Annotated in this window: 8 protein-coding genes; 3 read left to right on the forward strand and 5 right to left on the reverse strand. The window is 39.7% G+C overall.

Features of this window, described 5'->3' with window-relative positions:
• The first annotated feature begins 94 nt into the window (after positions 1 to 94).
• Positions 95 to 523 (forward strand): CBS domain-containing protein, encoded by a 429-nt coding sequence (locus tag HDE68_RS08870; protein WP_183881033.1) that lies wholly within the window; start codon positions 95 to 97, stop codon positions 521 to 523.
• Positions 524 to 543: 20 nt separating this feature from the next.
• On the opposite strand, the gene HDE68_RS08875 is transcribed toward HDE68_RS08870, so the two are convergent.
• Complete coding sequence (locus HDE68_RS08875; RefSeq protein ID WP_260171717.1) at positions 544 to 3,150, reverse strand: carboxypeptidase regulatory-like domain-containing protein; 2,607 nt, start codon at positions 3,148 to 3,150, stop codon at positions 544 to 546.
• Positions 3,151 to 3,575: 425 nt separating this feature from the next.
• Positions 3,576 to 4,208 carry an NAD(P)H-dependent oxidoreductase gene (locus HDE68_RS08880; RefSeq protein ID WP_183881037.1) on the reverse strand — a complete coding sequence of 211 codons (633 nt, stop codon included), beginning with the start codon at positions 4,206 to 4,208 and terminating at the stop codon, positions 3,576 to 3,578.
• A 258-nt stretch (positions 4,209 to 4,466) separates the two neighbouring features.
• Here HDE68_RS08880 and HDE68_RS08885 point away from each other — a divergent pair, with 258 nt between their 5' ends.
• Both HDE68_RS08885 and HDE68_RS08890 read left to right on the forward strand, forming a co-directional pair.
• Entirely contained in the window at positions 4,467 to 5,681 is a 1,215-nt protein-coding gene (locus tag HDE68_RS08885) for an OmpP1/FadL family transporter (protein ID WP_183881039.1), read from the forward strand.
• Between the two features lie 20 nt (positions 5,682 to 5,701).
• A complete protein-coding gene (locus tag HDE68_RS08890) occupies positions 5,702 to 7,024 on the forward strand; it encodes an SGNH/GDSL hydrolase family protein (RefSeq protein ID WP_183881041.1) in 1,323 nt (440 codons plus the stop codon).
• 58 nt (positions 7,025 to 7,082) lie between these two features.
• On the opposite strand, the gene HDE68_RS08895 is transcribed toward HDE68_RS08890, so the two are convergent.
• The 3 genes from HDE68_RS08895 to HDE68_RS08905 form a co-directional block, all read right to left on the reverse strand.
• On the reverse strand, positions 7,083 to 7,997 hold the full coding sequence (locus HDE68_RS08895) for a hypothetical protein (RefSeq protein WP_183881043.1): 915 nt from the start codon (positions 7,995 to 7,997) through the stop codon (positions 7,083 to 7,085).
• Positions 7,998 to 8,088: 91 nt separating this feature from the next.
• Positions 8,089 to 9,669, reverse strand: coding sequence for a RagB/SusD family nutrient uptake outer membrane protein (locus tag HDE68_RS08900; protein WP_183881045.1), 1,581 nt, complete (start codon positions 9,667 to 9,669; stop codon positions 8,089 to 8,091).
• A gap of 18 nt (positions 9,670 to 9,687) precedes the next feature.
• On the reverse strand, positions 9,688 to 12,873 hold the full coding sequence (locus HDE68_RS08905) for a SusC/RagA family TonB-linked outer membrane protein (RefSeq protein WP_183881047.1): 3,186 nt from the start codon (positions 12,871 to 12,873) through the stop codon (positions 9,688 to 9,690).
• Positions 12,874 to 13,057 lie beyond the last annotated feature (184 nt).

Consider the following 13,057-nt stretch of genomic DNA (forward strand, 5'->3'; position numbering starts at 1 on the left):
ATCCGGGGGTTTTAAACTGATAAAAAACACAGGTTAAGCGTATACTATTTAAGATTTTTTTTAGTAAATTTAATTAGCTAATTCTTAACCTGTTATGAAAACCGTAAAACAATTACTCAGCACTAAATCCGCACAGATCTTTTCGGTTACAGCAGAAACGTCTGTTCTGGATGCCCTTAGCGTAATGATGGAAAAGAACATCAGTGCGCTGCTCATTCTGGAAGGCAGCCAATTATCAGGCATATTTACAGAAAGAGATTATGCACGCAAGATCGTTCTAAAGGGTAAAACCTCTGCCGATACTTCTTTAAGTGAAGTCATGACCGCACATCCGATTACGGTTTCGACAGGCGACAGTCTGGAACATTGTATGAAGATCATGACAGACCGCCATATCAGGCATCTGCCTGTTGTAGCAGAAAACCTGGTCATTGGGATGGTCTCTATTGGTGATGTAGTTAAATTCATCATTGAAGACCAGAAACAGACCATTTCCCAATTAGAAGGTTACATTAACAGTTAGGTTTCCCGTTAACACAGTTATTATTTAACTGTGTAACGGTAAATATAACGGCCAACATTACCATTGGCATCCAGACCTTCAATAACTGCTCTGTAGGTACCTTTGCCGTCTGCGTTATAGAACTCAAGCACTGTATCGCCTGTGGCATTGGTTACAACTTTAGGATTCCAGTAAATGGTTGTTCTTAAATCGTTACCAGTATAAGAACTGGTTTGAGTCAGGTATTTAGGGGCATAGAATTCTCTTGTTTTCGTATATCCTTTAGGAGTAAACTTAAGCATATTGCTTTGTGGCATCATTTTCTTTAAGTCAGCAAGGCTCATATTAGACTTAGGTATTTTTTTCGTGTTCACGACGATTACACCATTGCAATTATAATTCTTGAAAACAAGACCCAGCTGATCTTTTAAGAAGATCTCTACAGATTCTACATCCGATGGCTGCACACTGCTCAGATTAATCGCATCTACTGCATTTCCATTAATAAATACCTGTACCGGCGTACTTTTGTTCCCCTGCATATAATCGCGGGTAATGAAAAACTTATCTGTATCAAAAGTAAGGCCCATAGCCATTGTTTTAAGACACATTAACATATCGTTACAACCCGAAAACCGTTCTCCGTCAATCTGGTGATCAGGCATCATGCTAAGCCCGGTTAAAGCGGTATAATCTGCATGGCTTGGCTTTTTAACCGTTGCCCCTGTAATTTTCACCTCTTTAAGGGTACGCAGATTGCTGTATTGTTTTTTACTATTATCCAGGTAAGCTGATAAAGTACTGTCAATATTGACAACTTCGGTTGCCAGGTTCGGATTATTGGTCACCTCAGGGAATGGAGGATTATCCAGAACAATCATCATATTGCTTCCTGCAGCATTATATTTTGCATTAATCAATAGTTCTGCACCATCTTCAAAAACAAGGTTAGGGAAGGCAAAAAGACCAGAGTTTGTGGTCAGGGTTTCTGATGAAAGTGTTCTGCCCGGACTGGTCAAACGTAAAGCCCCTTTTCTGACCGGCATTCCTGTCCTGTCTCTCAGCATACCTGTGATGCTCATTCCCTGTTCAGGAAGAAAAGTATTTGCAGGGAACCTGCCAGCCATGATCTCTTTATAAGAGAAACGGCGGTACCCCTGCGTAAGCATTAGAACATCCAGTTCTGCACGTTTTTTCTCGTCTGTTTTAACAAAGTAATAGTTAGGGCGTTCAACGAATCCCTGCAGATCGGAAGTAAGCAGAAGAGAACTTAATATTGTTGTTTCTGTGTTTTCATCTACAGGTACTTTCTGCTGATCAGTGACACTAACCGAGAAATTTCCAACCAAACGTTGTGTAGAATCTTTAGCAGAGACAGTCATCCTTACTTTCTGTCTGACTTTATAAGCCGGAAGATCTGTTTTTAAAGTCAGGTTCATTGCATTTTTGTGAAGCACAAAAACAAGACGTTCGCTGATCGGTTCACCGGTTGCATTAAAAAGGGTTAACTGAATAATCCCCGAAGGAAATTTGTCCGTTGGTATTTTAGCTGCTGTAACTTGTGTCAGCAGTTTGGATTGGGCAGCATAATAAACCTGACCGGCATTTTGCGCTACGAGATAAACACTTTTACCCTGATTTTGCTTGAAGTAAGTATCACTGGCTACAATTTTAAAATTGATCAGGCCAGGATTAGTGGTGTTTGCCTGTACAGAGATTCCTGATTCAACTGCTTTGGGTAAGCTGATTACTTTTTTAGTGCCATCACTGAAAATTACCGTTGCATTATAGGTTTTACCAGCCTCAGTATTCAGGTAAAATGTGCCCATACCTAAATGGGTTGAGTTGAAAGCAGTAATCTGATTACCGTCACTGTCAGCTATTGTGCCTTTGGCTTCAATAGCCAAACCATCTTGTTTAATTGCCTTAAAAGCTATCTGAGTTGGTATACCCTGAATGAGTTCGCCACCTTCCGGAAAAAACTGGATATCAGTAGCTGCTGTTTTTGGTTTCAGTACAAAAGAAGAATTAAGGATTTCCTGGTTACCCATATTTAATTCGGTAGTCAGATCACCTTTGGTGATTATTTCATTTTTACGCGGACTGATGCTGATTTTTAAAACACCATTCTGGTCGGTAACCCCTTTACCTTTACTAACTACTTCGTAGTTTGAAACTACGCTCCAGGTAACCGGCTTATTCGCGAGGATTACTTTATCCAGGTTCTTGAACTGGATTTGTGCATTGATGACCTGGCTTTTATCAGTCTGTACGTTATTGTAGGTTAAATGGGTAATTAATTTTTTGTCAATTGCTTCCCCGATTGGAATAGTTTTGGTGAAAAAGTAATCGATACTGGAGTTAAGCATCCAGGTGGTATAGGCTCTTACATAGTAATTTCCTTGTTTGAAATTTACCATATCAAGCTCCAGACTTCCATAAGCCATACTATTGGTTACGGGTAACTTCAATGATTTTACTAAAGAGTCCTGACTATTCAAAACGTCCACATAAACCACTTTACTTAATGGCGAAGGAATGTTTTGTTCAGAAGTAAGGTAAGCTTTGAAAAACAGGGTATCAGCTACGCTATAATAAGGTTTATCGAAATGAAGATAAACTTTTTCCACAGGGTGCTGTTCTGCCATAATCTTGGATTTATTAAGAATAGAGCTTAGCATAGCGGTGTCCTGTTGAGCTGATGCCTGGAAGTTCAGAGAAAAGCAAAGTATAGAGAGTACAAATGATAGTTTAAAGTAGTTCATGAATAGCTTATGATACAAAATTAATCTTGCTAATATATTGAATTAAGCAGGAGGTTCCATAAGATCTTTAACCTTTAACATATTTTGACATTTACAGAAGGATTTCTGTTTTAGGGGAAGACTTGTATAAGCGTAGGGGATGTTTCCATATCCACTCTGGTGTAATTCCATAGGGAGTCTACCTATTTACCGCAAAAAGGTGGACTCATACCCTAGTCAATACGAACAGGTCCACTCGCTAATGTTTAATAAAACATAAAAAAAGGGAGTCTGGTTTCCCGGACTCCCTTTCAAAATATAGAGTGAGTTTAGTTATATTCGATCACGAATTCATTATGCGGGGTACGAACTTTTTTCAGGTTAACCAACCAGTCTTCACTTTCACTTCTGTAACCTAATGGCAGTAAAGTAACACTGCGAAGCCCTCTTTGTCTTAAGCCTAATAACTCATCCAGTTCTGCAGGATTAAATCCTTCCATTGGAGTCGCATCTACTTTTAATAAAGCAGCTTCTGCAAGTGCAATACCGAAACCAATATAGGCTTGTCTTGCGGCATGGTTAAAGTTTACTTCTTCAGTTCTTGTAGTATAGTTTGAGCTCAGTTGAATTTCATAATCCGATGGAGTTTCATCAGGCAGGCCGCGTTCTGCATTTGCACGTGCAAAAGTAGCTCTGATGTTCTGTTCTGTATAATTCTCCCAGGCTGCGAAGATCAGCAGATGTGAAGAATCAACTATCTGAGATTGTCCGAAAGCTACAGTCTGGATTTTGGCTTTTAATTCCTGGTTAGTAACCACTATTACTTTAAATGGTTGAAGACCGGAAGAAGTAGGAGCAAGACGTGCTGCTTCAATAATTTGGTCAACCTTTGCCTGAGGGACCTTTTCTCCGTTCATTTTTTTTGTTGCGTACCGCCATTTAAGCGCATCTATTAAACTCATAATTTTATTATTCTAAGGTTATAATGCTGTTACAACATCTAATTAATAACAGTGTTAACAAATGTAAGCATGTTATGCAATTTTGATGAAAAGCACTGCTGATTTTACTTTGGTATGATATTGAAATTCTGTGCTGAACTAAATGAATAAAAGAAAACTGTCATAAGATTTGGATAAGTTTTATTTATTTAGTAAAATCGTTAATTGTTATGCTTGCATAAATAATAGCAGATGCTTATCAATTAATACTAACCAAATATGAAAAAGATTTTACTTAGTTTTTTACTGGCAGTGCCTATTCTGGGCTACTCCCAATCCTATCAGGTTAACCTTCAGGGACAAAAGCAGACCGCTATGGGCGGTGCAGGTACAGGGGTTGCTTTAGATGAAGCAGCAGTTTTCTTTAACCCGGGTGCTGTATCATTTTTAAAGAAGAATGGGGTGCAGGCAGGGGGAAGTGCAATTTTCCTGAAAGCTGCTTTCAAAGAGAATGGTTCTAATATCACAGAATATACAAAAGATAAAACCGTAGTAGACCCATCGGCCTATGCTGTATTTGGTAATCCAAATAACAGGCTTCGTTTTGGTTTGGGTGTTTATGTGCCATTTGGTGGTGCCGTACACTGGGACCCGAACTGGACTGGTAAGTATACCGTGACTTCATTAGATCTGCAGGCCATCTATGTTCAGCCTACTTTGAGTTATAAAATTACGGATCATATCGGTATTGGTGCGGGGCTGGTTTATTCGAGAGGAAAGGTTGATTTGAAAAGAGCGGTTCCTCTTACGCTGAACGACGGTACTTCTGCTACTGCGCAGCTTAAGGGACATTCCAATGATTTTGGCTGGAATGCAGGTATCTATGTAGAAACTGTATCTGGCGTAACCATTGGTGTTTCACACCGGTCACAGGTAACTGCAAAGGTGAAAGACGGAGATGCGATTTTTAGAGTTCCCGATGCATTAAAAGATGGATTTCCGACCAGCTTTAGCGCTAACTTACCTTTACCGGCAACCTCTTCTATTGGTTTAGGATTTTACCCGTCTTCAAAAACAATTATTGCAGTTGATGCAAACTGGGTTCACTGGAGTACGTATAAAGTACTGGCTTTTGATTATAACAACAATTCAAGAATTCCAAATACAAGTTCTCCAAGAAACTATCATGATGGTGGTGCGGTACGTGTAGGTATTCAAAATATGGCTACAGACCGTCTGGCTTTAAGATTAGGTGCAGCTTATGCATTTACACCAGTAGGCAAAGGTTATGTAACGCCAGAAGTTCCTGATGCTAACCGTATCCTGTTAAGCGCAGGTTTAGGTTACAAGGCATCTGAAAGATTCAGTATTGATTTGTCTTTCTTGTATGAAAACATCAAATCAAGGAATGAAACCAATTTTGAAACCAATTTAAGCGGAGCTTTCAAGACTGTTGCTTATATCCCTGGTTTAGCTTTATCTTATAAATGGTAATCACCTTTCAGAAAAACATTATGAACTCGAAATTTATATTCAGAAGTATTCTTGCAGTCGCTGTTGTTACAGCAGCATCCTGCAAGCCAGAATTAAAAACCGCAACCCCCAGCAAAGGAAATGCTGATTTTTCAAGATATATCTCCGTTGGAAACTCTCTGACATCAGGCTTCGCAGACAACGGATTATACCTGGAAGGACAGCAAAATTCATATCCGTTAATGATTGCGACACAAATGCAGACAGTAGGTGGCGGTGCCTTCAGTACACCTTTCTTTAACGCAAACCAGTCGGATGGTACAGGTTATAAAAAGCTGTCAGGTTTTACCGCTACAGGCGATCCTGTAATTACAGATGTACCTGCTCAGGCAGTGATTGGTTCGGCAACTGTACCAGGTTTCGGTACCGTACCATTATTTACAAAATATACAGGAGACCTGAACAATTACGGTGTACCGGGAATCAGGTTAAACAATATTACCCTTACTTATTATGGAAATTTAAATCCCTATTTTGAGCGTTTATTGCCTAATACCTCACCTGCAAATACTATCCCGTATTTGAGTTTTGTAACCGCTAAACCTTATACTTTTTTCAGTATGTGGTTAGGTAACAATGATGTTTTAGGTTATGCAACAGGCGGTGCTTCAGTTCCTGCTGATTTTCCTACTGACAAAGCACTTTTTGCACAGTTATATAATCTGGCTGCAGGTACGATGGTCAAAGGTGGAACTGGTGGTGCGGGAACAGCTAAAGGTGTAGTTGCGACTATTCCTGATGTTTTGAGTACTCCTTATTTTACAACAGTTACTTTAAAAGCATTATTAACAGCTGTTCAGGCTTCAGCACCAACAGTTCAGGCTATTTTTATTCAGCCTGGCAGCGGAGCCCCAAGACCTGCTACAGCAGATGATTACTTCCTGCTTCCATTAAAGGCTGCAAACGTAATTGGAAAACCAAATGCAGCAGGTATTCCATATGGCTTGCATCCGCTAAATCCGGTTGAAAGTAAATATGTACTGGATAAAGCTGAGGCTGCTGTAATTGTAGATTATACCAATTCTTACAATGCAACTATCAAATCTGTAGCAGCAGCAAATGGTCTTGCTTTAATGGATGCGAATGCATTATTCAAAAGTTATGCAGCAGGTAGAGTTGTGAATGGCGCAGCGGTTAGCGCGGCTTATATTACAGGAAACCTTTTCTCTCTGGATGGGATTCACCTGACTCCGCTGGGTTATGCAATTGTTGCGAATGAATTTATTAAATCTATCAATTCACAATACGGTTCAAGTATTCCAATTGTAGATGTGACTAAATACAGAGGAGTGAAATTCCCTTAGTTATTGTCTCTATAAAGAAAAAGGCAATTCTCAATTAAGAGAATTGCCTTTTTTTATGCTATAAATCTCCGATCTTTTTCTCCGATCCAAAATCACAGGCAGCACAGCCATTTGTTTCCAGTGCATTGTTACCCACACAAGAAGTGTAATTCCAATAATTACGATCTCTGTATAAAGGGCCCGGACCAATACCCCAGTCGCCATTGAAACTGAACTCATCTTTATTACATCCCATTCTAACCAGGTTTTTAGAAGTCAGCACTTCATCTTTACTTCCATCCGGATTTCTGTAATCGCCATAATAACTGCATTCAAACCCTATAATTGTTTTAGATCTTGAATCGTGGTATAAACCATGAGCTATTTTACCTACATAAGCTTCCACTCTTTTGCCTTCGGTTGTACTTCTCCAGTTTTTAGTAAACCATCCTTTATGCTGGAAATAAGTCACTGTAACTACACGCTGGCTTTGTTTATCAATTTGTATCACCATATGTTCAAGATCATAATTATGACCTCCTAAGTTACCGAAACATGGTCTCTGACGTTTATAAGCCCACCAGTATTCAATGAAAATACGATTGGGGTCAGTTGGATGAGCTTGTACATCATAATAAGTCGGGAAGTCCATACTTCTGGATTCCGGATCTTTTTCAAATACTAACTTTCCACCACATACAATACTGGATTGAAGTGTGTTTGCCCAGACATCTTCAACAGAGGTAGGGTATTCCGGAGCAGCACGGTCAAATTTCAGCAGCGGAGCAAATTTTGCTGCCCATACATCTGCTTCATTACCGTTTATTCTGTTCGGGCTTTCCTGACAGCTCGCACAAAAAGAGGTTGGTGCAGCGTTGACCCAGGTCTTTGAAGACTTGGAACCGCTTACTTCGAGTTCCTCCTGAGCAGACTTCTTACATTGCACCAGTAAGGTAGCTAAGGCTAATAATAGTACCGGATAGATTTTTTTCATGGTTTTAGATTTTAGATTTTGTTTTAAGATAAGGCATAGCATGGGCATAAGACGTTAAAAACATCAGTCATGCTGTATAATTTAAATGGTTTTAATAGCCCGTGTTTTGTTTCAGATTTGGGTTCAGAATACGTTCTCCTGATGGAATCGGGAATATCCTTTTATAAGTATTCTGGTCTGTTTTATATCCCCAGCTCCCTTCATATTTACCAAAACGGATCAGGTCATTTCTTCTCCAGGTTTCCCAGTTCAGTTCGCGTGCGCGTTCTCTTAATAATTCATCAAGGGATATAGACGTGAATGCCTCTGCTTTTCTTTTTGTTCTGAGTTCATTGACAATTCCTAAAGCTGTTTGTCCGTTAGTAGGGGCAGCTCCTCTCAGTATAGCTTCAGCTTTCATTAATAAAATATCAGCATATCTGAAAACGGGTACGTCATTTCCTCCGTTGTTAGTCGTAGCAGCAGCATCCGGCGCATACTTGTTATTGCGGATTCCTTTAGCACTTCCTAAAACATCACTTCCTACATCAAAATTCTGAACATTTACAAAGGTGATCTGAGGAGAGAATTCCAGTTGCCATGAAATTTGTGTTGCCCCATCATCGCCGCTATAATTCGCGTCAAGACCTTTTTTTGTGGTGCTGATCAGAATTGGTTTACCCGAATTGTCAAACTGTTTTCCTGTTAACCAGACATTGTTCCTGACATCAGTTTTACTGTCAAAATTTGCATAGAATTCTGGCAGCGTACTGGTCGGTCCGCTGATTCTCCATGGCAGCCCATATTTTGCAGATAAAGCATAATGCAGGTTGTACCAGGTAAAACGTTGTCCAGGAGCCTGAACATTATCATAAGGGATAGCAAAAATAAACTCAGAAGTTGCCGGACCGTTGTCAGCTTTGAATATACTTGCATAGTCATCGGCCAGGGCGAATTTGTTTGATTTAATCAGCATATCGCACATCGCAACAGCATCATTATTTCTCTCCGTACCAGTATAGACCTCTGCATTCAGATACATTTTGGCTAAAAGGGCATAAGCAGCAAATTTAGTAGGACGGCCATAAGTAGATTTATCATTCACCTCACTTAAACGTGGCAATGCGTCTTTAACTTCTTTTTCAATAAATGCAAATACGTCTTTACGGCTCTGTGTTTGCGGCTGGTTGGCATCTCCAAATTTTGTAGTCAGTGGGATATTGCCATAAACATCCATCATCAGATAGAAACAAAGTGCCCTTAATGTTTTAATTTCAGCTGCGATATTTAATTTTGATTCACTGTCTGGTGACTGCTCAAATAAAGCAAGTATCTGATTACAGCTGCTGATGGTACTGAAACCCCAGCTCCATACGCCGGCAACCTGAGGATTGTCGGCATTCCAGGTATGGTAGTGAAGCTGCTGATAACGGCCTCCATCAAACCAGTTACTTCCGCGGGTTGGAATAATAGCCTCATCGGTACTTAAACTCTGTATCTGCCAGTAAGTAGTTGCAAACTGATCCCTGAATTTAGCATAAGCAGTACCCGAAGCCAATAAAAACTGTGCCTCTGTTTTAGGGAAATTTGCAGGAGTAAGTTCATTTTCAACAGGTACCTCAACTTTAGTACAAGCAGAAAATAAAAGGGTAACGGTCATCACCGTTAGTATAGATCTTATTAATTTCATCATTTCTATTATTTAACCTGATTAAAATGAAAGATTTGCACCAAAAAGGAAAGAACGGGTACGTGGATAATAGTTTTTATTATCTATACCAGGTGTTAAACCGCCCATGCCTATCTCCGGATCAATACCACTGTAACCTGTGATTACTGCGATATTATTTCCTGTAACATAAAACCTCAGTGACTGTATTCCTTTTATTTTTGGCATCGTATAACCCAGTGTCATATTATCCACACGCAGGTAAGATGCATTTTCTATATACCTGTCCGAATAACGGTAGGCATAGGCATTTGCAGGACTTTCATCTTTCGAATAAACTGGCAGGTTATATGTTTTACCATCTGCAGGACGGTTTAGATCGGCAAGTGTAGCGTTAAAAACTTTTCCTCCCAATGAGCTTCTAAGAAAGATATTTAAATCAAATTGTTTATACGTAAAAGTATTGCTCCAGCCCAGTAATAATTTAGGTTGTGCGTTTCCTGCATAGTAATAATCAGTATATTCTTTTGGAGAAGTGGTCAGTGCACCACTCTTATCATAGTATTGAGATACTCCTTTACTGTCTTTACCTGCATATTTAAAGGTAAAGAACTGTCCAACAGGATATCCTGGCTTTAAGATCTGAACAGTTGTTCCTGACTGGCCTTGTCCACCTGGTGAAGCCTGTGGAATAGAATCCAGTTTGAAGGTATTATTTGATAATGATAAAAGTTTGTTCGCATTGTGAGCCATGTTAAATGAACTTTGCCATTTAAACTTATCAGACTGAATAACCTTTGCATCGATAGTCAATTCGACCCCTTTATTGCTGATAGAACCTACGTTGGCTGTAAATAAATTGCTGTAATATTGTGTAGAAGAAACAGGGTAATCCCAAATCAGATCACTCGTTTTTTTATCGTAGTATTCAGCAGTTACATTTACTCTTCCTTTTAAAATTACCGCGTCTATTCCGGCATTGAACATCGCTGTTTTTTCCCACTTCAAATTTGGATTGGCATTTTGGTTGGCACCAATAGAATTGATAAAGTTTCCATTATAATAGAAGGTACCTGAAGTTCCGTAACGAATCTTTGAAATCAATGGGTTAAATCCTAATGAGTTTCCTGTAACCCCGTAACCTGCTCTGAATTTCAGATCCTGAAAAACCTGCTGTGATTTCATGAAAGGTTCTTCAGTGATTCTCCAGGCAACAGAAGCCGCAGGAAATGTTCCCCAGCGGTTGTTTGCCCCGAATGCTGAAGATGCGTCCCTTCTTACAGAAAATTGTGCAATATATTTACCGGCATAGTTATAATTTAAACGGCCATAAAAAGATATTAATCTTAATTTTTGATAGATGTTATCTCCCCAGTCTGTTTTGAAATTGCCAATCGGACTTCCAAGACCAATATTGCTGTATCCTAATTCATCTGTCGGGAAATTCCTATTGTTAGCCTGGAAACCATCATTATTGACATCTTCCTGGATACTGTAACCAGCAAGTACATTCAGCGCATGTTTATTCAGCTGCTTGTTGAAGGTTAAGAAGGTTTCACCGGTTTTACGTGTGCTCTCATAAGCAGAGCGATAGGCTTCACCATTTAATCCTTGTTTTAAGGTGTAAGTACTGTTATAATAAGTTCCACGGTTATTCAATTCTTTTTGGGTACTTAAGCTGACATCGTATTTAAACCCATAAGGTAATTTTACTGCTGCGGTAACGTTAAGCAGGGTGATTGTAGTTTTTAATCTGTCTTTAGCATTAGCAAGCAGAGAAACCGGGTTATAATATTGTACACGTTGTAAGTTCTCAGAATATACACCGTCCTGCATCACCGGGACAGTTGGTAAAAACCGCAGCGAATTATAAAGTACCAGGTCCTGATTTGGAATCTGATCTGAATTACTGCTTGAATTACTCAGGTTTAATCCCAGTTTTAAGTGATCATTCAAAACACTCTGAGATAAATTAAGGCGGCCGATTAACCGGTCCAGAGCACTTCCCTTTAAAATTCCTTTATCATTAAAATAGTTTAAACCAGCACTGTACTGTGTTTTGTTATATCCGCCGCTCAAAGAGATGTTGTGGTTCTGTATTAATCCGCCCCTGGTAATTTCTTTCTGCCAGTCTGTATTTGCCCCTTTGGCATCTGCAGGATCAAGGCTGATCTTGTTTTTATCCAGATAAGCGGTCAGTTCCTGCGCATTCATCATTTTAAGGCTCCTTGAAATGTTCTCTGTACCGGCATAACCGCTGTAGCTTACTATAGGGTTTCCTGATTTACCACCCTTGGTCGTAATCATGATTACCCCGTTAGATGCGCGTGTTCCATAAATGGCAGTGGCCGATGCATCTTTCAAAACACTGATATCTTCAATATCATCGGGAGATACCAGTCTGAAATCAGCTCCAGGGACACCGTTAATCACATAAAAGGGTTCCTGAGCAGCACCTACACGTAGTGTGGAAGGCCCGCGTAAACTCATGGTAGGAGTAGCATTCGGATCGCCGGAACGGGTGATATTCAAACCGGCAACCTTGCCCTGTAAGAGCTGGGCAGGATTGCTTAATCCTCCTTTGTTAAAATCTTCCTGGCTTACTTTAGTCACCGATGTACTCAGTACTTTGCGGGACTGTGTACCATAACCAACTACTACAATTTCGTTTAACTCTTCCTGATTACCAGTTAAAGCTACATTGATAGAGGTCTGATCAGCACTGACTTCATAAGGTTTATAGCCGATGTAATTAAAAACCAGGATATCCTGTGCTTCGGTACTGATGGTGTATTTACCGTCTGTATCAGTCACAGTTCTTTGCTGTTTGTTTTTTACGATGACCGAAACACCAGGAATGGTCTCTCCGGTTGTAGCGTCCGTCACCTTTCCGGTAACGGTAATCTGTTTTTTTGCTGTCTTAACAAATATGGTTTTATCATCAATCTCGAAAGTCAGTCCGCTTTGCTGGCCTATTTTACGCAGCACATTTTCTAAAGGCTGATTTTTCTCAGCCAGTGTAACCGGAAGATTCAGGGTTTTTTCAGACGCACTGTGTAAAAAGTGATAGCCTGTTTGTTTTTCAATTAGGGCAATAACGTCTTTCAGTGGTTTCCCTGATACATTAATAGTACATAAAGGATGGTCTGGCGTGTTAGCCCGGATATTGTGGATACACAATAAAAACAGACATAAAAAACAAGTCAGATATTGTTTGATTCTTTTCATTAATTGGTTGTGTTTTGACAGGAGATAACCATCGCATATCCCTGGGTTTGGGATTACCGTAAGGTTTTCATACTTTTGATTTAATCGATAATTTAATTGAGTTCTTCGCAGGAACTGATTAAAAGAGCCTTGTGTCCCGATCTTATCGGTATGCAGGGCTTTTGTGTTTTTGTAGATTTATTTA

Origin of the sequence: Pedobacter cryoconitis, from assembly GCF_014200605.1 — a bacterium.
GTDB classification, from domain to species: domain Bacteria; phylum Bacteroidota; class Bacteroidia; order Sphingobacteriales; family Sphingobacteriaceae; genus Pedobacter; species Pedobacter cryoconitis_B.

Coding starts and splice junctions, on each gene's coding strand:
- HDE68_RS08870 (WP_183881033.1), top strand. CDS start 95: ATGAAAACCGTAAAACAATTACTCAGCACTAAATCCGCACAGATCTTT.
- HDE68_RS08875 (WP_260171717.1), bottom strand. CDS start 3,150: ATGGCAGAACAGCACCCTGTGGAAAAAGTTTATCTTCATTTCGATAAA.
- HDE68_RS08880 (WP_183881037.1), bottom strand. CDS start 4,208: ATGAGTTTAATAGATGCGCTTAAATGGCGGTACGCAACAAAAAAAATG.
- HDE68_RS08885 (WP_183881039.1), top strand. CDS start 4,467: ATGAAAAAGATTTTACTTAGTTTTTTACTGGCAGTGCCTATTCTGGGC.
- HDE68_RS08890 (WP_183881041.1), top strand. CDS start 5,702: ATGAACTCGAAATTTATATTCAGAAGTATTCTTGCAGTCGCTGTTGTT.
- HDE68_RS08895 (WP_183881043.1), bottom strand. CDS start 7,997: ATGAAAAAAATCTATCCGGTACTATTATTAGCCTTAGCTACCTTACTG.
- HDE68_RS08900 (WP_183881045.1), bottom strand. CDS start 9,669: ATGATGAAATTAATAAGATCTATACTAACGGTGATGACCGTTACCCTT.
- HDE68_RS08905 (WP_183881047.1), bottom strand. CDS start 12,873: ATGAAAAGAATCAAACAATATCTGACTTGTTTTTTATGTCTGTTTTTA.